This window comes from Desulfosarcina variabilis str. Montpellier (assembly GCF_048565275.1).
Lineage (GTDB): Bacteria > Desulfobacterota > Desulfobacteria > Desulfobacterales > Desulfosarcinaceae > Desulfosarcina > Desulfosarcina variabilis.
This window is the reverse complement of the sequence record NZ_CP159846.1, coordinates 23,144-46,947: the sequence shown is the minus strand read 5'-3', so window position 1 is coordinate 46,947 and position 23,804 is coordinate 23,144. Positions and strand designations below refer to the sequence as shown.

At 53.4% G+C, this 23,804-nt stretch carries 18 protein-coding genes and 1 riboswitch; of the genes, 10 read left to right on the top strand and 8 right to left on the bottom strand.

What is annotated here, in order from left to right:
- Nucleotides 1-210 precede the first annotated feature (210 nt).
- Genes prmA through Dvar_RS00230 form a run of 3 tightly spaced genes read right to left on the bottom strand, consistent with a single transcriptional unit; the run spans nt 211 to nt 3,817 of the window.
- Nucleotides 211-1,131, bottom strand: coding sequence for a 50S ribosomal protein L11 methyltransferase (prmA, locus tag Dvar_RS00240; protein WP_419659719.1), 921 nt, complete (start codon nt 1,129-1,131; stop codon nt 211-213).
- On the bottom strand, nt 1,128-2,504 hold the full coding sequence (locus Dvar_RS00235; protein ID WP_419659718.1) for a radical SAM protein: 1,377 nt from the start codon (nt 2,502-2,504) through the stop codon (nt 1,128-1,130). Before Dvar_RS00235 ends, prmA begins: the two co-directional genes overlap by 4 nt.
- Nucleotides 2,501-3,817: a TIGR04283 family arsenosugar biosynthesis glycosyltransferase gene (locus tag Dvar_RS00230; protein ID WP_419659717.1), complete on the bottom strand. Its 1,317-nt coding sequence runs from the start codon at nt 3,815-3,817 to the stop codon at nt 2,501-2,503. The genes Dvar_RS00235 and Dvar_RS00230 overlap by 4 nt, the downstream gene beginning before the upstream one ends.
- A gap of 270 nt (nt 3,818-4,087) precedes the next feature.
- On the opposite strand from Dvar_RS00230, the gene Dvar_RS00225 reads away from it, so the two are divergent.
- On the top strand, nt 4,088-4,696 hold the full coding sequence (locus tag Dvar_RS00225; protein WP_419659716.1) for a PilZ domain-containing protein: 609 nt from the start codon (nt 4,088-4,090) through the stop codon (nt 4,694-4,696).
- Here the strand turns inward: Dvar_RS00225 and Dvar_RS00220 are convergent.
- Nucleotides 4,693-5,994 carry an O-acetylhomoserine aminocarboxypropyltransferase/cysteine synthase family protein gene (locus tag Dvar_RS00220; protein WP_419659715.1) on the bottom strand — a complete coding sequence of 434 codons (1,302 nt, stop codon included), beginning with the start codon at nt 5,992-5,994 and terminating at the stop codon, nt 4,693-4,695. The two genes, Dvar_RS00225 and Dvar_RS00220, sit on opposite strands and share 4 nt — an antisense overlap.
- A 240-nt stretch (nt 5,995-6,234) precedes the next feature.
- Nucleotides 6,235-6,328, bottom strand: a riboswitch (SAM riboswitch).
- A gap of 525 nt (nt 6,329-6,853) precedes the next feature.
- On the opposite strand from Dvar_RS00220, the gene Dvar_RS00215 reads away from it, so the two are divergent.
- From Dvar_RS00215 to Dvar_RS00205, 3 genes are all read left to right on the top strand, one after another.
- A complete protein-coding gene (locus Dvar_RS00215) occupies nt 6,854-8,143 on the top strand; it encodes a caspase family protein (RefSeq protein ID WP_419659714.1) in 1,290 nt (429 codons plus the stop codon).
- Nucleotides 8,144-8,345: 202 nt separating this feature from the next.
- Nucleotides 8,346-8,657: a hypothetical protein gene (locus Dvar_RS00210; RefSeq protein ID WP_419659713.1), complete on the top strand. Its 312-nt coding sequence runs from the start codon at nt 8,346-8,348 to the stop codon at nt 8,655-8,657.
- Between the two features lie 61 nt (nt 8,658-8,718).
- Nucleotides 8,719-11,523, top strand: coding sequence for a choice-of-anchor J domain-containing protein (locus tag Dvar_RS00205; RefSeq protein WP_419659712.1), 2,805 nt, complete (start codon nt 8,719-8,721; stop codon nt 11,521-11,523).
- A gap of 167 nt (nt 11,524-11,690) precedes the next feature.
- Here the strand turns inward: Dvar_RS00205 and Dvar_RS00200 are convergent, their stop codons facing one another.
- Entirely contained in the window at nt 11,691-12,539 is an 849-nt protein-coding gene (locus Dvar_RS00200; RefSeq protein WP_419659711.1) for an HDOD domain-containing protein, read from the bottom strand.
- A gap of 185 nt (nt 12,540-12,724) precedes the next feature.
- Here Dvar_RS00200 and uvsE point away from each other — a divergent pair, with 185 nt between their 5' ends.
- Nucleotides 12,725-13,654, top strand: a complete 930-nt coding sequence (uvsE, locus tag Dvar_RS00195; protein WP_419659710.1) for a UV DNA damage repair endonuclease UvsE — start codon at nt 12,725-12,727, stop codon at nt 13,652-13,654.
- 6 nt (nt 13,655-13,660) lie between these two features.
- Here uvsE and Dvar_RS00190 read toward each other — a convergent pair whose 3' ends face one another.
- The 3 genes from Dvar_RS00190 to Dvar_RS00180 all read right to left on the bottom strand — a co-directional run bounded on the left by Dvar_RS00190 (nt 13,661) and on the right by Dvar_RS00180 (nt 19,800).
- On the bottom strand, nt 13,661-18,103 hold the full coding sequence (locus Dvar_RS00190) for an acyl-CoA dehydratase activase (RefSeq protein WP_419659709.1): 4,443 nt from the start codon (nt 18,101-18,103) through the stop codon (nt 13,661-13,663).
- Nucleotides 18,104-18,374: 271 nt separating this feature from the next.
- On the bottom strand, nt 18,375-19,067 hold the full coding sequence (locus Dvar_RS00185) for a GntR family transcriptional regulator (RefSeq protein ID WP_419659708.1): 693 nt from the start codon (nt 19,065-19,067) through the stop codon (nt 18,375-18,377).
- 214 nt (nt 19,068-19,281) lie between these two features.
- Entirely contained in the window at nt 19,282-19,800 is a 519-nt protein-coding gene (locus tag Dvar_RS00180) for a GIY-YIG nuclease family protein (protein ID WP_419659707.1), read from the bottom strand.
- A gap of 182 nt (nt 19,801-19,982) precedes the next feature.
- Between Dvar_RS00180 and Dvar_RS00175 the strand changes: the two genes are divergently transcribed.
- The 5 genes from Dvar_RS00175 to Dvar_RS00155 all read left to right on the top strand — a co-directional run bounded on the left by Dvar_RS00175 (nt 19,983) and on the right by Dvar_RS00155 (nt 23,796).
- Nucleotides 19,983-20,837 carry an MlaE family ABC transporter permease gene (locus Dvar_RS00175; protein ID WP_419659706.1) on the top strand — a complete coding sequence of 285 codons (855 nt, stop codon included), beginning with the start codon at nt 19,983-19,985 and terminating at the stop codon, nt 20,835-20,837.
- 27 nt (nt 20,838-20,864) lie between these two features.
- A complete protein-coding gene (locus Dvar_RS00170) occupies nt 20,865-21,677 on the top strand; it encodes an ABC transporter ATP-binding protein (protein ID WP_419659705.1) in 813 nt (270 codons plus the stop codon).
- Complete coding sequence (mlaD, locus tag Dvar_RS00165) at nt 21,674-22,126, top strand: outer membrane lipid asymmetry maintenance protein MlaD (RefSeq protein WP_419659704.1); 453 nt, start codon at nt 21,674-21,676, stop codon at nt 22,124-22,126. The genes Dvar_RS00170 and mlaD overlap by 4 nt, the downstream gene beginning before the upstream one ends.
- Nucleotides 22,127-22,250: 124 nt before the next feature.
- On the top strand, nt 22,251-22,880 hold the full coding sequence (locus Dvar_RS00160) for an MlaC/ttg2D family ABC transporter substrate-binding protein (RefSeq protein ID WP_419659703.1): 630 nt from the start codon (nt 22,251-22,253) through the stop codon (nt 22,878-22,880).
- Between the two features lie 73 nt (nt 22,881-22,953).
- The gene (locus Dvar_RS00155) at nt 22,954-23,796 is read left to right on the top strand and encodes a VacJ family lipoprotein (RefSeq protein WP_419659702.1); all 843 of its coding nucleotides are present in this window, start codon (nt 22,954-22,956) and stop codon (nt 23,794-23,796) included.
- The last annotated feature ends 8 nt before the right edge of the window (nt 23,797-23,804 follow it).

The window sequence follows — 23,804 nt, the reverse complement described above, 5'->3', positions numbered from 1 at the left end:
GCAGCACCCTTTTCGATCAATGCCCGAATGGCTTCGGAACCGTCTTGATTTGAACACCCCGCACAGATGGCACAGACCAGGCCAAACCATAGAAAAAGATGACTGATATGGGAACAAAAGGACAAAAAAAGTTCGGGGTAACGACGCACCGCATCGCCAGCAGTTTTATTTATGTGGGAAAATTTTTTCATCATTTTTTGATTGAATTTATCAATGGGTTGATCGACGCGCCGCGATGGCCACCCACCCCTCTTTTTTCAGCACCTCGATAACAATCATTCCCCTTTCCTTCAATCCGGCCATCACCGCTTCTTTTTTGGCGGTGATGATGCCGGAACAGATGAACACGCCTTTTTGTTTGAGCACGGTAGTCACCGCCGACAGCAGCTCCAGGATCACCTCGGCCAGGATATTGGCCACGACCACATCAAAGGTGCCGTGCACGGCATCCACAAGGTTTCCGGTAAAAAGACGGAAATGGTCGATGTGATTGACTTTAAGATTTTTCTCGGCCACCGTTACCGCCATGCTGTCGCTGTCGATACCGCACAGGTCATGTGCGCCCAGTTTGGCGGCGGCAATCATCAGGATGCCCGAGCCGGTGCCCACATCCAGAAAGGTGTCGCCGGCCTGCAGATGGGCCTCGATCATATGGATGCAAAGGGCTGTCGTGGGATGCGTGCCGGTGCCAAAAGCCATCCCGGGATCGATCTCGATGATGATTTTATTTTCATCGTCCGGGTAATCCCGCCAGGTGGGTTTGACCACGATGGTGTCGGTGATTTCTTCCGGCCAGAAATACTCCTTCCAGGCCTCGGCCCAATCCGCTTCGGCAACCCGGGTGTAGGTGGCCTGGCTGACGATGTCGGCCCGCACTTGAAGGTCTTTGAGGGCGGCCTCAAGGGTTTTACAGGTTTCGGCGGCTTTTGGGGTATCGGCAAAGTAGCCTGTGACACCCGGTCGTTTTGGAGGAGCAACGGCATTCTCACCCCAATCCTGGGTTGGATCCATTTGCGGGTCGTCCACGACCACGCCTTTAATTCCCAGATCATAGAATATATCGGCAATCAGATCGGTGGCCAGCGCTTGATCCTGTGCGTCGAACGTTATTTTGGCGGCAATCCAGTTCATATCGATCCTGCCTCCTTTGAGCCGCCTCCAAGGTTTTGCGCAAACCGTTCCCGGGGCGGGTTAAAGTATCCGTATTGCAGGTGTTTGAAGCGCTTTTTGATCATCTGCAGCAGCCGCTTCATCCCCACCGGTGGACCCAGCGGCGCACAGCGATTCATGATGCGCAGGTATTGTTGTGGATCATAGTTCAGATTGCGCCATTGAATCAGGTGCACAGGGTGCTTTTCCAGAAAAACAGCCAGGGCGGCCGCCTCTTCGGGGCTGTCGGTAAAACCGGGACAGTTCAGGTAATTGATGGCCACATGCACACCGCGCGAAATGGCCAGGTCGATGCTTTCCAGAACATGATCAAAGCGATATCCATTGGGCCTGAAATAGGCATTATAGCATGGTTCGCGGACCGAATTCATGCTTACCCGAATGCTGTCCAGGCCGGCCTCCAGGAGCGGTGCCAGTATATGCGGCAGGCTAGCGTTGGTATTCATGTTGATGGTGCCGTAGGTCGTTGCTTCACGGATACGGCGGATGGCCGGGCCGATTACCCGGGCGGCCATCAGCGGGTCTCCCTCGCACCCCTGGCCAAAACTGACTACACTGTTTTTCACGCGTTCGATATGCGTCAGGGCCACATCGGCAATTTCGTCTGCCGTGGGGGTAAAGGCGATTCGGTTCTGACTGCTGGTCAACCGGGGATCATGCTGCAGGGAGATGCAGCCCAGACAGCGGGCATTGCAGGCTCTTGCGGTGGGCAGCGGCGCTTCATAACGGGCCAGAAAAAAATTTTTGCCGGCCGGGCAGCCATAAGTCAGGGCGCAAAGCTCCAGGTGGCGGGCTAGCCGATTGTCCGGCAGATGCACTCGCATGTGCTCGACACCGGAAACCACTTTTTCCCGTGGCATGCGCCGCAGGTCCTGGCGCGGTTCCCGATCTACGACGATCGCCGCCGATCGGAACCCGTGTTGATGCCATCCCACGGCACCATAGGAAAAAAGTGGCAATAGGCTAGCGCTGCGGGTTTCCTCATACGCACAGGTGTGGGACAAGACCACGCCTGGGGAATTGAAAACCGCCACGGGAAAAATCGGCTCTGACGGCGAATAGGGATTTTGGGCGACCGGTTTGATTTTGCCTGTGGCCAAATCCATGAGAATGGGCACCCGATCCGGCAGAAACATCAGTTCACTGCCGTGAGGCATGTCGATGGTCTGGCCGGCTGAAAGCGCGGTGTGCTTTGGGCCGTCAGCACCCACGGCAGCAAAACCGTCCAGGTCAAAAATTTCTCCGCGCGCGTTGGCCACCACGGCAGCAAGTATTTCCGGTGCGTTGCGGCGGCGCGGTTTTTTTCTTTTATGTCTACGATTGGTTTGATTCATTGTTTTCTTAACGGTAACCGATACAAGGGGGCCAACCGGTTTGGTGACACACCGGCCAGACAACCGGTGGCGATGATGGTGTTGATCCAGGTGGTTCGCAGCACGCCCAACCGCTGCCAGCGTCTGGCCGAGGTCACCACGGCGCTCGGGGCCAGGGCAATGCGTCCATGACGGGTTGCGGTTCTGGCCAAATACAGATCCTCGGCAATGGCAACCTCGGGAAACCGGCCGATTCTGAAAAAATCACGGCGTTTGAGGAACAGCCCCTGGTCACCATAGGGCAGATTCAACCAGGCGGCCCGCCGGTTGGTCAAGTACCGGATCAGGCGCATGGCCGTCGTTTGAAGATCGGTGTCAAAGCGAAAGGCGCCCATGATGGTGCGCCGGTCCATCAGGGTATCAAAAATATGCGTCACATAGTTGCGGGGCAGACGGGTATCGGCGTGCAAAAAGAGCAGCACATCACCCCGGGCCGCTGCTGCTGCGCGATTCTGCTGCCCGGCGCGCCCTTTGGGACCGGTGATTACATCGGCTCCCCAGGCGCGGGCCATGGCCGCGCTGCCGTCTGTGGAGCCGCCGTCGGAGACGATAATCTGGGCATCCATTGATGCGGCGGCAGGAAGGGTCCGACCCAGTTGGTGCGCCTCATTCAAGACGGGGATGATGACCGACAGATATGGCGCAAATGGCTTTTGCCAGCCTGGCAGATGATCAAGATCAGCCGGTGTATCCAGATCGGTGAGCGGATCCAGAAGCTCAATCCTTTGCCGTTTTTGTCTGGCGATCTTCAGCGTCTTTTCAAGCACATCGGCCTGGCTCCACGCGATACCACCAAAAATGTCGACGGGCCGATTCATTCCCACCAGCCAGTAGCCGCCATCCGTGCTGGGGCCTAACACCAGATCGTGGTTGTCAAGAGACGCAAACGCCTGATCCAGGATCTTGCCTGTAATACCGGGAATATCCGTTCCGATGAGGATGATCCGTCTGGCGCCCTGATCAAAAGCCTGTTTGATGGCGGCAAACATGCGCCGGCCAATATCGCCGGTCGCCTGCGGCGTATAGTCCAGCTTGCATTTTCCCAGCCACCGTTCAAACCGATGCGTATCCCCGCCTTCATGGCACAGTACCCGTCGAACGCCTCGTTTGATCAGACGATGGCAAGCGGTTGCCACGGTCTGTTCGGTCAGTCGCTTTTGAAGGGCGGCGGCTCCTGCCGGACCCAAGGCCGGAATCAAACGGGTTTTTGTCCGTCCGACAGCGGGATAGCGGCCGAAAATAATTAATTGGGCATGGCTGGTTGGGGCTTGCAAGCGATTACCTGTGCACAAGTGATGGTTCCATATAAAACGGATATGGGTGCCGTCAAGCAGTTAAAAAATCCTCCTTATCATAACAAATCAACAAATTACAACCGCGGATGAGCCTTCGGCAGACACATCGCTGATGCGGCTTTAATCCTTAGCTCAATGCTCTCTTTTGCTTTAGAAGCCGACACTTTACAAGATGTTGGATGTGTACTATGGGTAAAAAAGGGCGCTGACGGATCACTTCTCTCCTCAATCCACAAAGGAGACCCATTCATGGATATGGAAACTTGCGCGTTAGCCTTGCCACGAGGCGCCATGGTGCGCTTTTTCGATGAAACCGGAGATCATGAGATCACCAAGGGCCTGTTCGTCGGGCCTGAAGATAACAGCGAATTCATTACGGTTCCTCTGGGTGATCAAACAGCGTTGACGCTAAACGTTGGCGACCGCCTGCGGGTCCGCTATGGATATCAGGGTGCGATGGCCGAATTCTGTTCCGAGCTTGCCGAAATTATTAAAACGCCTGTTTTACTATGGCGGATTCAGCTTCCCACCCAGGTCAATCGATTCGAACTGCGTGATCATAAGCGGATTCAATGCTTCGTCTCTGCAAAAATAGAATCCATGGACAAGGGGCTTTTCATGGGCACGATCATTCGTGACATCAGCAAAAGCGGCGCCCGCTGCGTGATCCAGCCGAGCGAGGATTTACAGGGCCAGCTTTGCGTTGACGATGCCATCACCTTGCGTTGCACGTTCCCGGGCATTCTGGGGGAGCAGATTGCTTCCGGTCACATCGCAGAAGTGGATCGGGCATCCAACGAGTTGACCATCGGCATCCGTTTCACCGAAGCGCAGGCCTGGGTACCGCCCTACCACTAATCAACATTACATGCGACACCGGCGGTCAGGGCCTGATCCAGATCGTCGATAATATCCTTTATGTCCTCGATTCCCACACTGAGCCGGATAAAATCCGGAGTCACGCCGGCGGCCCGCTGCTCGGTTTCACTGAGCTGTTCATGGGTGGTCGAGGCCGGGTGGATGACCAGGCTTTTGGCATCGCCGATGTTGGCCAGGTGGCTGAAAAGCTGAAGACTTTCGATAAATTTCACGGCTGCCGCTTTACCCCCTTTGATACCGAAACCGACCAACGCGCCCTGCCCTTTGGGCAGGTATTTGTCTTTTAAAAAGGCGGTTGAAGCGGATTCCAGACCGGGGTAGCGCACCCAGTCCACGCAACTGTGGTTTTCCAGATAGCGGGCTACGGCCAAGCCATTTTGGGAGTGCCGCTCCATGCGCAGATGCAGGGTTTCCAACCCCTGCAAAAACATCCAGGCGTTAAACGGGCTCATGGCCGCGCCCATGTCGCGCAAACCCAGCACCCGGGCGCGCAGGACAAAGGCCTGATCGCCGAAGGTGTCGACAAACTTCAGGCCGTGGTAGGCCGGATCAGGGTCGACAAAAGCAGCAAACCGGCCCGATCCAGCCCAGTCGAAACGGCCCGAGTCAACGATGATGCCGCCGATGGAGGTGCCATGACCACCGATAAATTTGGTGGCCGAATGAATCACAATCGCCGCGCCATGTTCGATGGGACGCATCAGATAGGGGGATGTGACTGTGTTGTCCACCACCAGGGGAATGCCGTGGCGGTTGCCAATGGCGGCGATGGCCTCCATATCGATGATGTCCAGCTTGGGATTGCCAATGGTTTCCACGAAAAAAGCCTTGGTCCGGGATGATACCGCCTTTTCCCAGGCGGCCATGTCGTGGGGGGCGACAAAACGGGTGGTAATGCCCAATTTTTTAAGCGTGTGAGTAAAAAGGCTCACCGTCCCGCCGTAAAGCTCGGCCGAGGCAACAATTTCGTCTCCGGCCTGGGCCAGGGTCAGTATGGTCAATGTTTCGGCTGCCTGACCCGAGGCCACGGCCAGGGCACCCACGCCACCTTCCAGCTCGGCCATGCGTTTTTCCAGCACCTCGGTGGTCGGATTCATGATGCGGGTATAGATGTTGCCGAACTGCCGCAGGCCAAAAAGGTCTGCTGCGTGCGCTGTATTGTCAAACGTATAGGAAGATGTCTGGTACAAAGGGACCGCCCGGGAGTGGGTGATCGGATCGGGCGTATGGCCGGCGTGTATCGCTTTGGTGGCAAAACCACGGATGATGTCGTTCATGGGCGAACGCTCCTTTCATAGATAGTGTCCATCCGGAAATAGGAAAATTTGGTCGAGATCAAGGCGCACGACCCAATTTTAGCTCGGGTTTACCACAGGCATATGGCTGATATTCCGAGGATAAAATTTTTCGCGCAACGCCGATATCGGGCAAATTGGCCATTTCCGGATGGGCACTAGATAAAAAAACCGCGACCTCGAGGAAGGTGGCGGCTGTTTTCGGTTGCCCTACTTTAGTGGGCCGCATGTTTCCCTTGCGGGCTGGAATTAGCACCTTGAAAAACAGGTTGCCGGACGGTCAACGGGCCAGGTCCCTCACGCCACTCTGCATGGTTTTTTAAGAAGCTAATGGTCGATGAAAGGTTGTCAAGGGGGACGGATCCAATACTTTGCTATCGAGTAGGTGATCATCAATTCTTTGACGAGGAGCAGGACTGGTTGTTTAGCGTTTTCTCGTAAGTTCAATCCATCGATTAGCGGAAATCCTATAGTACTGCCTTGAAATGTCTGATTATCGCGTGACTAAACTGAATATCTATGGTATCTATAACCCCACACTTTTGTAACAATTTGGTTGTAAAATCTTTCGTGACCTGAAAAAGATGCGGAATTCTCAATAGAATTGAGTAATTAGTGGAAAATGGTACATGGCTCTGGCTTGCACGAGAGAACTCATCATATAATGATACAAATGCAATCCTCTTAAATTTTTATAGTATCCAATTGAAGGCATCGATGCAGAGCAATGCGCACCGGTCTGCCATGATATTCGTATTGATTCGGGAACCGCTATGGCCGAGATCTGAGTGGAAATACCGTTTTGTTGGCACATACCTCATGAACACCAAAGGAGACAGCCATGCGCATACTCGGCGTACGGCATTCAGCATTGCAGCAGTCGTATGTAAGAATTCTCATTATCTTCTGTCTCTTGCCGTTTATCCATCAGGCATGTAGTAACAGCCGATACGCTTCTTCTCATTCAGAGGAAGTTACTCACAGCATAGCAAAAAATGTGGTTGAGGATACCGTCAATTCCAGACCTGATAAGCTGACAAGTCAGTTTTCTCCAAAGGATGGTAAAGCGGTTTCTTTCATTAAGCTGCACAACATCAAAGGATCTCACCAAATCCGCTGGGATTGGATAACCCCCAGTGGTGAACTTTATGCGACTTCAAATGACTTTCTTTTAAGAACCAGGCCCGGGTACGAGCGTGACCACATTACCGCCTGGCACACCCTATCAATCAAGGACCAACCGGCGGCCACACTCCCGGGAAAATGGAAGGTCATGGTCTACCTGGACGACAAACCCTTGGACACGCAGATATTTACTATCAGTCCCGCGAAATGCCCAGGTGTTCGAGGTGTTGGCTGGGCGGTAATCATTGGGATATCATCATATCAAGATACAAGAATCTCCCGCCTTCACTATGCCGATAAAGATGCACAGGCGCTTTATGAATGGATCATTTCGCCGAAAGGCGGCAAATATGCGCCGGAACGAGTCAAGCTTTTAATCAACGAGAGGGCAACAGGTAGAAATATAAAGTATCTATTGAACGACTGGCTCAAAAAAGCCTTAAAAGAAGACAAGGTAACGGTCTATTTCGCCGGCCATGGTTCATCGGAATCTCCAGAATCCCAAGGCAACTATTACTTGCTACCATATGATACGGAGTACGACAGGATTTCATCAACGGCTTTTCCCATGTGGGATATTGAAACGGCATTGAGACGTTACATCAGAGCGAGGAAGGTCATCGTCCTGGCGGATGCATGTCATTCCGGAGGCGTGGGCCAATCCTTCGACATGGCAAGACGAGCCGGTAGAGGTGTACTGCTCAATAATCGGATTAGCTCGGCTTTGGAGGGTCTTTCTAAAGTGGGTGACGGCATCTGTGTGATCAGCGCTTCAGACACCAACCAGTTCTCACAGGAAAGTGAAAGGTGGGGTGGGGGGCATGGTGTATTCACTTATTTTCTGCAAAAAGGCCTTCAAGGTGATGCGGACTACAACGCTGATGGTGAAGTGAATCTTGGAGAGCTTACGCCTTATCTATCTCAGAATGTCAGGCGTGAGACAGAAAATCAGCAAAGCCCGATAGTATCAGGGAAGTTTGACCCGGCTCTGACCATTGGACAATAATCATTCCCTTTTCTTTAGAGCCTGTTTTGGAAGTCTGGATCAGGCCCGATAACAAGGCGGAAAGTGGCTCAAAAGCGGAGCATATAGGTAATATGTGAGCATTTTGAGCAACTTTCCAACGCCGTTAGCGGGCCTTAGACGGATTTATCAAACAGGCTCTTAGGAAAAATCACTAACAATGTAATGTTACACAGGAGGCAAAATGAAAAGAGCTCATCGATTCCTGGCAGCGCTTCTGGTGTTTTCTTTCTTTCTATTGTCAATGCCTTCAAGTGCATATACCCAACCGCCGGTAGTGGATGCCCAAGCCGATGTCGATAGTTCTCCCCCCACGGTTTACATGAGCCCGGAGCAAAAAGTCTCAAAGAGCAAAGTCTGGTGGTACGTTGCCGGTATCGTCCTGGCAGGCGGTGCAATCGGCTTGGCCATGAGTGGTGGTGGTGGTGGTGGTGGCGGTGACGACCCAACAGACGATACAAGCGATACAGGCAACCTCACGGTAGCGTGGGAGTGACGGGTCAACCGTTGTCTAAGTCGGATGTTACCCACTATTTTATTCTCAACAGGAACCAGCCATGAACAAAAGAATAATGGCAAACCACTTGGATATCGATTCACTACTCACGCTGTTCGTGTGTATTGTGCTGCTTTTTTGTTTTTCTGGATGCGCTGACCAGTCCGATGACTCATCCGCCAACACCGAAGTCGGTGATATTGCCTTCAAGATCGTGCTTCAAAAGCGCCTTGTCCAAAATGGCGATGGGGCCACCTTTTCGTATGCGGTCAAGGCGGACGCTGAAGACGATGGAATTGATCATATAAGGGTCCGTGTTTACGATGGCGAGACTCTCTTGAAAGAGGGAGGGCCATGGAATTGGTCGGCAGGCTCCGGGACAGTCGAAGGCATTCCAGCAGGTACAGGGCGTGATGTTATCGTGCTGGTTTACGATGCAAATCAAAATATTCTTTATCGTGGCCAGGCATCCGGGATCAACATCACTGCCGGACAGACCAACGATGCCGGAACCATCAATTGTAACGATTTCATCCCAGTGCTGACGCTACCGCTTGATGGTGACACGGTTACCAGCAACGCATTTGATAACCAGTGGGAGGCGGTTTCGGGCGCAAGCGAATATAATCTGGTGATTTCTGAAAACGAGGATCTCTCCTACCCTCTTGATGATATCATCATTACCCAGGCACGATATCGTCGAAACGACATTGCTACGTCCACCACCTTTTATTGGAGCGTGGCAGCGATGGATGAATATGGCAACCAGAGCCTCTGGTCAGATATCTGGCATTTTACTACCGATACAACAATCAATCAGAGCCCCAGCGCCGATGTCCAATCTCCCGCTAACAACGATGCCTACAACTTGGGAGAGGATGTCGCTTTCAGCGGCACTGGCGTGGACGATGAGGACGGTGAACTCACCGGTAATGCCCTGGTATGGAACTCTGATCTCGACGGTCAAATCGGCACCGGTGAAACCTTTACGAAAAACGACCTTTCAGAGGGAACTCATCGCATTACCCTATCTGCCACCGATGGCGACGGGGCAACAGGGGAGGCTTCCATCAATGTCACCATTATTGGTAGCGGTGCACCTGTGGCAGATGCCGGAACCAACCAACGCGTTACCGTTGGTAATACCGTTAACCTTGATGGCAGCGCCAGCAGTGACCCCAACGATGATCCGTTGACCTACAGCTGGTCCTTTACGTCGATTCCCACGGACAGCACGGCCCAATTAACGGACGATACAACACAGGCGCCCTCATTTGTAGCTGATATCGCCGGTAACTATGTGGTCAGCTTGGTTGTCAACGATGGTTCCCAGGACAGCTCTGCTGATAGCGTCACCATCACAGCAACAGAATCAGACAGCGAAATTTACTCGTTTGACTTTGAAGACGGCATGGACAACTGGTCCAGCGACAACGGCGTGTGGGAAGTGGGTGCACCCACCTCGGGTCCCTTCAACGCCCACTCGGGCAGCAACGTTGCCGGGACGGTGCTCTCAGGCGACTATCCCAACACCACCAGCCGCTTGATCAGCCCGACCATTGAACTACCGGCCATTGAAAGCGGAGAAGAACTCCATCTGCGTTTCTGGCAGTGGTTCAGCCTGGGCACCAACGATTCCCTGAACGTGCAGGTCTCCCAGCAGACGGCGACCGGCGTTTGGGCCGACTGGGTGACACTTGACACCTACAATGGTTCTTCCGGTGTCTGGAGCAATGCGATGGTGGATCTTTCCGCATACGCTGGCCAAACGGTTCGTATCGGTTTTCAACTTAGCCAAGGATACGCGTCTTATGTTGGTCCCGGCTGGTTTGTGGATGATGTCTCCATTGAAATCCGTTCAACAACGGTACTGGGTACAACCGACCAATATAGTTTTGACTTTGATGAAGGCATGGGTGACTGGGGGGCGCATAACGGTAGCTGGGAGGTGGGTGCGCCCACCTCGGGTCCCAACAGTGCCTACTCGGGCAGCAATGTTGCCGGGACGGTGCTCTCAGGTGACTATCCCAACACCACCAGCCGCTTGATCAGCCCGACCATTGAACTACCGGCCATTGAAAGCGGAGAAGAACTCCATCTGCGTTTCTGGCAGTGGTTCAGCCTGGGCACCAACGATTCCCTGAACGTGCAGGTCTCCCAGCAGACGGCGACCGGCGTTTGGGCCGACTGGGTGACATTTGACACCTACAATGGTTCTTCCGGTGTCTGGAGCAATGCGATGGTGGATCTTTCCGCATGCGCTGGCCAAACGGTTCGTATCGGTTTTCAACTTAGCCAAGGATACGCGTCTTATGTTGGTCCCGGCTGGTTTGTGGATGATGTCTCCATTGAAATCCGTTCAACAACGGTACTGGGTACAACCGACCAATATAGCTTTGACTTTGATGAAGGCATGGGTGACTGGGGGGCGCATAACGGCAGTTGGGAAGTGGGTGCGCCCACCTCGGGTCCCAACAGCGCTCACTCGGGCAGCAACGTTGCCGGGACGGTGCTCTCAGGCGACTATCCCAACACCACCAGCCGCTTGATCAGCCCCACCATTGAACTACCGGCCATTGAAAGCGGAGCGGAGATTCACCTGCGCTTTTGGCAGTGGTTCAGCCTGGGCACCAACGATTCCCTGAACGTGCAGGTTTCCCAGCAGACGGCGACCGGCGTTTGGGCTGACTGGGTGACACTTGACACCTACAGTGGTTCTTCCGGTGTCTGGAGCAATGCGATGGTGGATCTTTCCGCATACGCCGGCCAAACGGTTCGTATCGGTTTTCAACTCAGCCAAGGATACGCGTCTTATGTTGGTCCCGGCTGGTTTGTGGATGATGTTCAGATCGAAATTAGCGATTAAAGATCGGTTGGGGTGAGTTGCATCGGCTAAAGGACGATGACAGCGCAGGACAAGCCGATGCGCTGTACGTATATTAACACTTTAAACTTAAATGATGCTGCTATGCCGGAACAGATGTCAGCCGAAGCTTGGGAATCCGTGATGGCCGCTTGTCAACGACGGACGAATCAACTGGCTTCAAGGAATGCTTTGATATCCCGTTTGACCTTTTTGTAAGTGATCATCAATTCTTTGATCTGTTTTTTATCGGCGAAAAAATCGTTGAACACATCCTGGTGGACATGGTAGGCAAGCCGGTCCACACCGATGCCCGTATCCACCATCATCGCTATCATATCAGCCATATAAAGGGTGGCGGTGGCCGGGTCGGTTCGCGAAGCCGGATTGGTCAGGTGGTGGTTTTCGATCATGTAGATCATATGCGGGCTGAATTGCCATTGTTTGGCAATGATGCCGCCCAGTGTCGTGTGATCCATGCCAAGGACCTCTTTTTCCGCCTCAACAAAACTCAATCCTTTTTCCGCGACGAGGTTTTGAATGGCGTCAAGCTGGTCGGCCACGTATTCATGTAAAATGACTTTACCGATATCCTTGAGCAGGGCCGCCGTGTAAATCGCCGGCAGGCTCATCAGGTCCCGTTGCCGGGCCAGGTCCCTGGCAACCACGGCAACGGCCAGGCTTTGGCCCCACAGGTCGCCTTTGGAGAGTCCGTATCCTTTTTGGGGCCGGTCCAGGTTGGAGGACAGGTTTTGCGACAGAACCATCTCAACCACCTGTTGCAGGCCCAGCATGGAGACAGCCTGTTGTACGGAATCCACCTTGACCGGCAGCCCCATTTGGGCGGAGTTGACGGTCTTGAGGAGGTTGGCGGTGATTGCCGGATCACGCTCAACCACCTCCACCAGATCCTTCAGGGAGGAGTCCGGATCGTCGGCCAGAGCCAGAACCTTATGAATGACCATGGGAATCGGTTCCAGCCGGTTGACTTTTTTCAATATGGTGGAAAGATCGTCCATCGTAAGCGACATCCTTTTTGGTATTTAAACGTTGGTTCAAGGGGTTAACCCCTGCTAAGTACTGGTTTAATCATCGGTCTTTTTCGCGGCGGCATTAGCATATTTTGCCGAAAGGCTGGAAGAAACCAGGCCGGTAATCGATATCGTCAAGTGTCCATCCAGAAATTGGTCAAGGAGGTGAACCGATGCTTCGTTTAGGTCTTTGCTGCATTTTTAGAAAGGCGCCGATTAAATTCAGGCGTACCACGGCCAAGTATCTTCAATCTCTTTCACCGGCCAAACGGTTCGGCCACTTGGCATCCATTTGCAGCGACAACGCCGACGCACTCTACCGTGCCCTTGAATTCTGCGCAGCCAATGGAATCGGGGCCTTTCGCATCAACAGCCAGATTTTGCCGGTTAAAACCCATCCAAAGGTCGGTTACGATTTGAGGCAGCTGCCGGAGGGCGAGGGGATCATCGATCGTTTCAAACAATGCGGCACGTTTAGCCGTAAACACGACATCCGCACGTCGTTTCATCCGGATCAGTTTCTGGTACTTTCCTCGCCTGACGCTGGTGTGGTGGGACGATCCAAAGAAGAGCTGGCCTACCATGCCGAAGTCGCCGAGTGGGTGGCCGCCGATGTGATCAACATTCATGGCGGTGGCGCTTATGGGGATAAACCAGCCGCCCTTAATCGACTGGCTGACGTGATCGATACGCTTCCAGAAAAAATCAAAACCCGGTTGACCCTTGAAAATGATGACCGGGTATATACCCCTTCTGAGCTGCTTCCCGTGTGCCAACATACCGGCGTGCCGCTGGTTTACGATGTCCACCACCATCGATGCCTTCCCGACGGTAATACCATCCGGCACACTACAGAAAAAGCCATGGCTACCTGGAACCGCGAGCCGCTGTTTCACCTGTCCAGTCCCTTGAACAAGAGGAGATCAGATCCTTGCCGACCTCATCACGACTACATCGACCCGGTGGATTTCCCCCAATGCTGGAAAAATTTGGACATCACCGTGGATGTGGAAGCCAAGGCCAAGGAACTGGCCGTCCTGAAATTGCGCAAGGCCCTTGAACGGGAAAAAATTCCGGTAACGCCAATAAAAACCAAAGATTAAAAGGGTTTATCCGGCATTGCGGGGATGGCGCCGGTCATGGAGCTGACGGGCCCGAAGGCAAAAGGCTTCCAGCTTGGCCGTAATGATCTGCGGGAATGGTGCGCCATCGCTTTCAATGGATAAAAACGGCAGGCTGCTTACATCCTTGAGAACGGTCCGTAGCCAATGGTTATCGGGTGCCACCTTGAGTTTGTCGTCGGCCGTCATGATTTCACCCAAAATGGATTCGGCAATCCGGTTGGGCATGCATCCGAAGGGGCCGATGGACACGACCCCGCAGGCGGTGGAGACGACCTCTTTCATCGCCGAACCGACGGTCAGAATGGCTTCCCCAAGATGGTCCGGGGTTATATGGGGGTGGGCATGACGGATGATATCCGGAATATCAACGATGTCCGAATGGATAAGGCCAGACCGGGCCAGCCGCTGTTTGATGTCCATTTCGGCTTTGCGCATGGCGCGTTGCTTTAACAACAGACCGATTTTTTTACGCCAGCTCTGGTGTCCATTGAGGGCATAATTGTTTTTTACCAGCCAGTCTGCGTAATGAATCCATTCCGCTACCGGGGCGCAGGTGCATGCAAAGCCCATCTGGGCCAGCCGTTCGGTGATATATTGTCTGGAAATGCCGTCGCGGCGGACGAAGATCTCTCCCACCAGGGCAATGGTTGGCACCTTTTCGACCGGCTGTTTCAAATCAATTTCCTTGAGGGCGTCTGCGGCAAGGGTGAGTTGCTCGTTTAGGATGTCGGAACGACCGGATTCGATGGCCTGAACCAGTCCTTTCCATGCCTGGTCAAAACAATGCATGGCCGCATCGGTCTTGGCGGCATTGGCCAGCAGCATGCTCCGGGCATCCTCCATGACATCGGCGATAACCACGGCCTGCCAGCCGCGAAGATGAAACTGTTGGTCCAGTCCGCTGTAGCCGTCTTCCGAATTGAGTGAAAACAGCGCCACGTTTTCGATTTTTCGGTCACGGATCAGATCTTCCATGAAAATACGGTATTGTCCGAACCGGCAGGGGCCGGCGCCGGTAGCCATAAAATAGATCAGCACATTGCCGTTATCATGGTGCTGGTGCAGATATTCCAACAAGGTGCCGGTGGTCAGGATCAAGGGAAGGCATTCTTTGCAGGCGGTATTGGCCCGGCCTCGTTTCAGGATGGCCTCATCGGCCGGCCGGGCGGCAATGCTGCGGATTCCCTGGCCGGCGAAGGCCGCAGCCAGGGCCTCGGAGGAAAGCCGACCCATGGAGGGAAACAAAAGGGTCACCCGATCGTCGGACAGGGGCAGCCAGGGGCCGGTCGAGGGGTGCACGCCAAGCATGCCTCCCGATGGGGCCACACGGGCCGGTGTGAACGTGGGCTTGATAACGGGATGCTGCCGCGACTGCTGCAGACCGCGCCAGGCGTTGACCACGTCTAGGAAGGCCTCGATACGCGTTTCCAGGCCCGCATCGGCCGTATGGCTGTCCAATTCAAGCGTCAGAGAGGGCTTTTGCCCCATGATCCGGCGAAAATAATTGATGATAAAAGAGTCCGGTCCGCAGGAAAAGTTGGTGATATAAACGCCGAACAATTGGGGGTGGTCCTTGACCAGGCGGGCGGCCTGGATGATGCGCTGGCCCATGGCCCAATACATATGCTGTTTGGTGGCAAAGGATGAAATCGGCAAACAGTCCAAAGGCAGGGCATGCACGCCGCGGGAGGCCAGTTTACGGGGGATGCCCATGTGTGCCTCGTCGGCCCAGGCATTGTAAGGCCTGCCAAAAATCACGGTTGCCATGCGCTGGGGATCATCCGCAAGGGTCTGCACGGCCTGTCTGCCCAGCTGATGGATTGCAGCCTCGCATTGCTGCTGTGCGGCCACGGCCCGTTCGAAGGCGTCTACGGCCCGCCGGCGGGACCGTCCCATCTGGCGTGCGATCTTCAATAGTGGGGCGCGGGCTGCGCCAAGGCCTTTGCCGAGGCTCAGTACCGGGCTTAAAATACGGTTGCCGCTAATGCCGGCTTGCTCCAGATGGCGGCGAAAGGTGGTCTGTAAAAAATAAGGTTCGGCCTGCACAAATGGACACAGCAGGGCATTGTCCGCCTGGCTCTGGCTGGGCAGCGCCTTGACGTGAGGCAAGAAAAGATAGTCCGGGGGCGGATCGGTTTCGATCAGGCGGTGAAAAAAGCCGTGTGACAGCTCGGCCGGGTAACAAAACGCAGCACTGCGTTCGGCAATACCGCGCTGCGAGGGGGTGTCTGGAACGCGCACATCGAATCCCAGCCCCTCAAAAAAAGTGGTGTATAGCGGAAAATAGGAATGAAACAGAAAACTGCGGTTGATGCCCACCGTGGGGCGGTTTTGCGCGATGGCTTTTTGCTTGTCGGGCCTGGCGCTGCCTAAGATGATATCTTGCCGCTTTTTCACCAGATCCAAGGCATCGGCATCGACCTGGATATTTTTGTGTAAATTGTAATAGCGATTGCAGGCCCCGCCAAAGGGGATGTTTTTGCCTTCAATGCGCACCATGGCGATTTCGCAGCGCCGGTCACAGCCGCTGCCCCCACCCCGGCAGATGAAACTTTTGCCATAGGTGGCCTGGCGCTGGCTGAGCACCTTTAAATCAAAGGCGCCAGGGGCCATCAAACCCGCCTGCATGCGTTTTTCCACCTCCAGGCCCACCCCGAAGGCCCCCATCAGACCTGGTTCGGGGGGAACCACGATGGGTTTACCGACCAGGGCGGCCATGGCCATGGGGACCGCCCGGTTGTAGCAAACACCGCCCTGCATGAAAATGCGCCGGCCCACCGGCCGATTTCCTTTGACGCGGTTGGTGTAGTTCATACAGATGGAATAGACCAGTCCGGCGACAATGTCTTCGCGCTGGATCCCCTCGTGGATGGCATTTTTAATATCCGAAGAGATGAACGCGGCACACTGGTCGCTGAAATTGGGGGGGCTTTCGCCAACCAGGGCATAGTCGGCGATGTCTTGCATATTGATTCCCAGGGTTTCCAGGGCCGATTCCTCCAGGAAACTGCCGGTACCGGCCGAGCATGCCTCGTTCATGGCGTAGTCGGAGGCCACGCCCGTGGTAATGTGGGTGTATTTGGCATCCTGGCCGCCGATTTCAAACAAGGTATCCACATCCGGATCAAAATGCACGGCTGCCGTTGTATGGGCGATGATTTCGTTGATCACGCCATCGGTCTGGGCATGCAAGCCGGCAATTTGTCGGCCGCTGCCGCATACCCCCAACCCGATGATACGGATGGTTTGCGGCCTGGCGGTTTCCTTGATTTGGTCCAGCAAGGCGTTGTAGCATTTGCGCGACGCGGCCACCGGATCACCATTGGTGCGCAGATAGACCGATGCCAACAGGGCATGGTTTTCCTGCCTGAGTAGCACCGCCTTGGTGGTCGTGGACCCCACATCAAGCCCCAACAGGCAGACATCGCCGTCACCGGCCGTGTCCTGGGCCATGGTTTTGAAGGTTACCTGCTGCTTAAAATCGGCAAGCTTCGGAAGCCGGTTAAAGCTGGACACATTTTTTACAAACAGGGATGCGCTGTTGGAATAGGCTTGGGTGGGATGGTCAAGTGCCCATAACGCAGCACCCAGGGCCTCGAAACAGGGGGCTTGGTCAGGGATGATCAGGTTGTCGATGTGCTCTCGTAAATAAGCGACCATCATCCGGTTTTTGGCGGTGCCACCGACCAGCATGATGTTGCGGCGGGGAATGTTTTTCAGCAGATCGAGGATTTTTTCGGCCATCATGCGGCACAGGCCGGCGGCCACCCGTGCCCGGGGAACGCCTTTGTTGGTGGCGTGAGTGCAATCGGACTTGCAGAACACGGAGCAGCGTCCGGATACCGGATACGGCGTTTCGGTTTCCGACCACTGGGAGGCTTCCTCCAGGCTCACGTTCATGCGCCGCAATTGCTGAAGGAAAAACTCACCAGTTCCGGATGCGCATTTGTTGCCCGTAATCACATTGGAAATGTCGCCGGACGGGTCCAGGGCATAGACCATGAAGGTTTCCCCGCCGGCGGATACAACGGCCGGGCAGTCAATGTCCGGTGGCTTCAAATAGCGATAGGCATACCCCACCGCCTCGGGTTCCGAAATGGAGGACAAATCGATCCCCTCACGCAGCCGTCGTCCCGTGATGGCCAGTCGGTCACACCGCGAGGGGTCGAAATCGGACAAAACCTTCAGCAGCGTCCGTTTGGGATCACCCTCGTGGGGATAGGCGGCCTGCCTGATGATTCGTGTGTGGGGTGTCCTTTGAGCAACGGAATCTGTTGCTACCCTGCTAATTAGCGACGCCGAAATGGTGGAGGCACCCAGACAAATGCCCAACCCAATACTTGCCTGGCAGTGGCTGTGTATTCCAGAGTCGGCTGCACCGATGTTTTGAGAACCGGATCTGCCATATGCGGTTACAGGATCATACATAATCCAACCAGTTGTTTTTGTGTTCTGTTTTCAATAACCGGGGTAATATCACACGCGCTGCTGATATCAATTTCGGTAAGGTGTGGCTCGTATCTGACCCAACAAAGAGAAACCGGGAAGTTCCAAGGTTCCAATATTAATCTGCTTGGCCCTTGGCTGTCAACGATTCAGACGCGGCCAGGTGCAGGGAAACCGATTTTCGCTTGCTGTTTTTGGGTGGGGCTGCCGGAAACCGAGTCTAAAAAGGAAACAACAAGGGGATTGCTACGGGTCAAAACCCGGAGTTGTCTTTTTCTTCCATCAGCCGTTCCAGGCCGTTGAGAACATGTCTTTTTACCCGTTGGATATGGTGAGAAAGAATGGATTGGGCACCGTCTAAATCCCCTTCGCTGATGCGGCTGAACAGCTCTTTATGGGCGGTATCGGCTTTGTCCATGGAGGTGGAAAAAAGAAGGTTGCCCCCATATTTAAGGTAAAGCAGATCAAATAGATTGCGCAGGGCCTGGTGTTGGACCTGATTGCCGGAAAGGAAGGCCAAGGTCAGGTGAAACTCCATGTCCTTGACCAATCGGTCGTGGAGGTAAATTTCTCGGGACGCTTTCAGGTGGGCGTCCAATGCCGTTTTCAGCGTTTTCAATCCTGCTTTGTCCATGCGGGCGATGGTGCGCGGCAAGAGGGCCAGTTCAATCTGCAAACGAAAATCGTAGATTTCCTCCACTTCCTGAACACTGATCGGCTCCGTATAGTAACCGCGATGGCGTTCATGACGGACCAAGCCTTGGAATTCGAGCCACTTCAAGGCTTGGATAACCGGTGTTTGACTCATGCCCAGTCGTTCGGCGAGGTCGCGGTAGGCAATTTTCTGGCCCGGCACGATTTCGTTGTGAAACAGCATTCGCCGGATACCCTGATACGCCGTGCGCGTATGACCGGCTTCCGATTTTAGCATATTTTTGGGTGCCATGGATTAACTTTCCTTACCAAAACAAATACCAACCGGGCGCCCTTTGTGTGTATCCGGTCGGCACTCAAAATTTGATCAAAAATATGATTAAATAAAAGTTGCAAAAAAGTCAATTTAATTCAGGCCCAATCCCCTCAATAAACCTTTTCGATGGGTCGTTTGTTGTACCCGAACAACCAGAAAAGAGCAAAATGGGTGGTCGTCGTTGATCCAATTATCCAGTGTGTTGGATAATGATAGGAATCCGTATTACAACCCCTTGGACTGTTTTGGCGATTCGCTTTTTGAATGCGGCAAAACGCGGTAGGTGGCGTAGGTGGATCAGGTGGGCGCGGCAGGCGCAATCCGAGGCGCCGAATCCGGCAATCGGACAGGTGGCCCCCTTCAGGTGCCATAGATCGCTTGCCCAGGCGTGTTCCTGTTTGAGGGTATCGGTGGTGAGCCAGATTTCAAGGGGGAGCAAGGCCTGTTTGACATAATCCAGGTGCCAGTGCGGACGGGCAGAAGGGGTCAGATGATGGTTCAGGCGGGATTTCAGTCCGCCTGGGCCGAAAGCACTGCCGATATAGACCCAATGACCAGTGGAAAATGACACCGGACCGAGTTTTCCTACCGCAACCTCAAATGGGGTATCGCACCGGTAAATCAGGGCATAGGTTCCATGGGCCGGGGGAATTTTTTGGATAATGGGTGCCAGTGGCGGATTTTTATGGTCGGTTTGTCTTTTGGGCATGGGTATATCTCGTTTTGATCAAAGGGCATAGGTGACAACTGGTTATCGAAAAATCATGCACCGGTCAAATCTGATTAGGGCGTAGACGCGCGCTGTCAGTGGTGCCTTCTGTTCTTTACACCCTCCGCGATTTCAGTTATTTATGAAATTTCAACCAGGATCTGTGGCGTGGTCCGGGACAAATGCCCACAAAGCAGATGAATAAAAAAACATTCAACCACGGTATTGATTTAATGGCGCCATCCGATGCGATTACCCACTTCCTGACCGGTCTCGGCCAAACGACCATTGCGCTTACGCAGGAGCTGGGCCGGGTGACCGTCTTCTTTTTTCAAGGCGTCATGCATCTTTTCTCCGCGCCCATCCAGGCGGACAAAATTATCGACCAGGTTTATTTTATCGGTATGAAGTCGGTTTTTGTCATCTGTCTGACCGGAGCGTTCACGGGGATGGTTCTCGGTTTGCAGGGCTACTATACCTTGGTGAAATTCGGCTCGGAAGGCATGCTGGGGGCGGCCGTGGCCTTAAGCCTGATTCGCGAAATGGGGCCGGTACTGACAGCGATCATGGTTGTTGCCCGGGCCGGTTCCGCCATGGCTGCGGAAATCGGTATTATGCGTATTTCCGAGCAGATAGATGCCCTTGAAACCATGGATATCAACCCACTGCGGTTTCTGTTCAGTCCCCGGTTAGGTGCGGCGCTGATCAGCTTTCCTTTTCTCACAGCCATTTTTGATGTAGTCGGTATTTTCGGTGGTTACTTGACAGGGTCCCTGCTTCTCGGGATCAACTCGGGGATCTATTTTGCTCGCGTTGAATCAAGCGTATCCATGCCGGACATTAACGGGGGATTTATCAAAGCGTTTTGCTTTGCCGCCATCGTGGTTACCATCTGCTGTTACCAGGGGTACACAACCCATACGCGCAAGGAAGGCTTCGGTGCCAAAGGCGTCAGCCTTTCGACCACCTCGGCGGTGGTTGTTTCCTGCGTATCGATCCTGGTGGCCGATTATGTACTGACTTCATTTTTGCTGTAATTTTCGATGGTTATACGTGAGATGATCATGACTGAGCCGTTGATTCAATTCAAGCAGGTGGTTAAACGTTTTGGCGACAATATTGTGCTAAACGGGGTGGATCTGTCCATTTACCAGGGACAGGTAACCACCATCATTGGTAAAAGTGGCATCGGTAAAAGCGTGCTGCTCAAACATATCATCGGCCTTTTGGAGCCGGATGAAGGCGAGATTTTGTTTCAAGGCCAGTCCATCCATGCTATGGCGCCTGCCGAGCGTAACGCACTGAAGATGAATTTCAGCTACATGTTTCAAGGGAATGCGCTTTTTGATTCCATGACCGTTTACGACAATGTGGCCCTTCCCCTTGCAGAAAAAGGGCAGGTTGCCTACCACGAAATCGATCGTCGGGTACGCGACAAACTGATCCAACTGGATTTGGAAGGCAGCGAGGATAAATACCCTTCCCAGCTTTCCGGGGGGATGAAAAAACGGGTGGCCATGGCGCGGGCGTTGGTGACCGAGCCCCGGATCGTTCTTTTTGATGAACCGACCACAGGTTTGGATCCGATCCGCAAAAATGCGGCCCATGCCATGATTTCGCATTACCAGAAAACCGTTGGGTTTACCGGGGTCATGGTCAGTCATGAAATTCCCGACGTGTTTTACATCTCCCAACGTATTGCCCTGCTGGACCAGGGCCGGATTGCTTTTCAAGGCAGCCCGGAGGAGATACAAAAAAGCGATAATCCCCTTATTCGGCACTTTATCCGGGGCCAGGTGCAAAATGAGAAACAATCCGCGTTCAGTATGCTAGGGGATGATCCTGTATTTACAGGGACGCCTGCGGAGGCAAAATGAAAAAAACATCTGTTGAAACCATGGTGGGCGTTTTTGTTCTGATGGGGCTGATTTGCGTGTCCTACCTCACCATCAAGTTAGGCAAAATGGAATGGTTTGGTGACAACTTTTATTTGGTCCACGCGCGTTTTGACTCGGTGTCCGGACTGAAATCCGGGGCCCAGATTGACTTGGCGGGTGTAGAAGTCGGTCAGGTGGCCGATATCCGACTTGACACTGAACGACAAATGGCCATCGTGGACATGAAAATAAACAAAGAGGTGACGCTCTCCGATGACGTGATCGCTTCGGTTAAAACCGCCGGATTGATCGGCGACAAATTCATCCGATTGACACCGGGGGGGTCGGAGCGCATGCTTAATTCAGGGGATATGATCATCGACACCGAGTCTGCTCTGGATATCGAGGAACTGGTCAGCAAATATGTTTTTGGGAACGCTGAAAATTGATGAACTCGTAAAAAGTTGCCATTCGGACGAATCCGTCAACCTTGATGATCGCTGTTGTCCGCTCGCACAGATGCTTGTGCTGTCGCCGACTAACAATAATCGAGACCTCACCTGGGAGGGTAACATGATTTTAAAGACAATTAGCGCGATGCTCTTGATTTCCCTGTTGATGCTTCAGCCGGCGTCGGCCGGATCCATGGACCCCATGGACACGATAAAAGGGCCCATTGATGCGGCTATCGCCATATTGAACGATCCGCAATACAAAAACGCGGGAACCAAGGCCGACCAGCGTGATAAAATATGGAGCGCTGTAAAACCCATGTTTGATTTTCGTTTGATTTCAAGGCGTGCCGTAGGCGGTCACTGGGACAAGTTCAGTGATACGGAAAAAACACAATTTTCCGATGTGTTTGCCGATTTTCTGGGCAATACGTATATCGATAAAATTCAGGGGGAGTACCACAACGAGAAGATCGTTTATCTGAGCCAGGCGTTGGCGTCGGGCCGGTATGCCGAAGTCAAGACTCAAATTCTCCGGGAAGCCGTCCAAATTCCCGTATATTACCGTTTGATTAAGAATAACGAAGACAGTTGGCATGTTTATGATATCATTGTCGAAGGTGTCAGCCTGGTAAAGAATTATCGTACCCAGTTTGCCAGTATCTTAAAAAAAGAAACCCCAGCCCAACTCATAGAGCGTCTCAATAAGAAACTGACCGAGCAGAATCAACGCCTTTCAAAAAACGGATGACGCCGGATGCCGGGTGACCGGGAAACAACGGCCGCGATCTTTTCATATATGACCATAACACACCGATACATAGATGATGGAACATAAACCGTTGGTCTTGACGCTGGTGTTTTTTTTGTTGATCAGCCACCTTGCGTGGGCAGAGGCCCAGACGCCCATGGAAATCGATTCTGTTACGGATGACACTTCTTCCGAGACTGTCGAAGCGATTCCCTTTGACCCATTTGACGATGACCTGGAAGATCCGTTTGAACAGGAACAAACTGATGATGAGGTCTTTCGGACGGTTGCCGATCCTATCGCCGGATTTAACCGGGTCATGTTCACCTTTAACGACAAGATGTATTTCTGGGTTCTTAAACCAGCCGCCATCGGTTTTCGGACCGTGGTTCCCACCCCGGTGCGGGTGAGCGTTAAAAATTTTTTTTACAACCTGTTGATGCCCGTTCGGTTTGTCAACTGTTTATTACAGGGCAAAGGCAAGGCTGCCGGCGGAGAGCTCGGACGGTTTTTCATCAACACCACGGTGGGAATGATGGGCTTTTTAGATCCGGCAGAGCAGTTTCCGGAATTGAATCCACCGACCGAGGACTTTGGCCAGACCCTGGGCTACTATTCCGTCGGCAACGGCATTTACATTGTTTGGCCGTTTTTTGGTCCTTCCACCCTGCGCGATACGGTGGGGACGATCGGTGATTGGGCCATGAACCCGGTTTCATTCATGCAACTGGTCAACGTGGATGCCGGGGCCTTGACATCGGGAACCACCAATGTGGCGGTTTACGGCGTTAGAACCGTCAATGATACCACCTTTCGCATTGGCGATTACGAAACCCTCAAAAATGCGGCCCTGGATCCGTATGAAATGATGCGTAACGCGTACATTCAAAACCGGATCAGCAAGATTGCCGAATAGGCAGATGA

Excerpts from the sequence above, each read along its gene's own strand:
- prmA (WP_419659719.1), bottom strand. The coding sequence starts at position 1,131 with ATGAACTGGATTGCCGCCAAAATAACGTTCGACGCACAGGATCAAGCG.
- Dvar_RS00235 (WP_419659718.1), bottom strand. The coding sequence starts at position 2,504 with ATGAATCAAACCAATCGTAGACATAAAAGAAAAAAACCGCGCCGCCGC.
- Dvar_RS00225 (WP_419659716.1), top strand. The coding sequence starts at position 4,088 with ATGGATATGGAAACTTGCGCGTTAGCCTTGCCACGAGGCGCCATGGTG.
- Dvar_RS00220 (WP_419659715.1), bottom strand. The coding sequence starts at position 5,994 with ATGAACGACATCATCCGTGGTTTTGCCACCAAAGCGATACACGCCGGC.
- Dvar_RS00215 (WP_419659714.1), top strand. The coding sequence starts at position 6,854 with ATGCGCATACTCGGCGTACGGCATTCAGCATTGCAGCAGTCGTATGTA.
- Dvar_RS00210 (WP_419659713.1), top strand. The coding sequence starts at position 8,346 with ATGAAAAGAGCTCATCGATTCCTGGCAGCGCTTCTGGTGTTTTCTTTC.
- Dvar_RS00205 (WP_419659712.1), top strand. The coding sequence starts at position 8,719 with ATGAACAAAAGAATAATGGCAAACCACTTGGATATCGATTCACTACTC.
- Dvar_RS00200 (WP_419659711.1), bottom strand. The coding sequence starts at position 12,539 with ATGGACGATCTTTCCACCATATTGAAAAAAGTCAACCGGCTGGAACCG.
- uvsE (WP_419659710.1), top strand. The coding sequence starts at position 12,725 with ATGCTTCGTTTAGGTCTTTGCTGCATTTTTAGAAAGGCGCCGATTAAA.
- Dvar_RS00190 (WP_419659709.1), bottom strand. The coding sequence starts at position 18,103 with ATGTATGATCCTGTAACCGCATATGGCAGATCCGGTTCTCAAAACATC.
- Dvar_RS00185 (WP_419659708.1), bottom strand. The coding sequence starts at position 19,067 with ATGGCACCCAAAAATATGCTAAAATCGGAAGCCGGTCATACGCGCACG.
- Dvar_RS00180 (WP_419659707.1), bottom strand. The coding sequence starts at position 19,800 with ATGCCCAAAAGACAAACCGACCATAAAAATCCGCCACTGGCACCCATT.
- Dvar_RS00175 (WP_419659706.1), top strand. The coding sequence starts at position 19,983 with ATGCCCACAAAGCAGATGAATAAAAAAACATTCAACCACGGTATTGAT.
- Dvar_RS00170 (WP_419659705.1), top strand. The coding sequence starts at position 20,865 with ATGACTGAGCCGTTGATTCAATTCAAGCAGGTGGTTAAACGTTTTGGC.
- mlaD (WP_419659704.1), top strand. The coding sequence starts at position 21,674 with ATGAAAAAAACATCTGTTGAAACCATGGTGGGCGTTTTTGTTCTGATG.
- Dvar_RS00160 (WP_419659703.1), top strand. The coding sequence starts at position 22,251 with ATGATTTTAAAGACAATTAGCGCGATGCTCTTGATTTCCCTGTTGATG.
- Dvar_RS00155 (WP_419659702.1), top strand. The coding sequence starts at position 22,954 with ATGATGGAACATAAACCGTTGGTCTTGACGCTGGTGTTTTTTTTGTTG.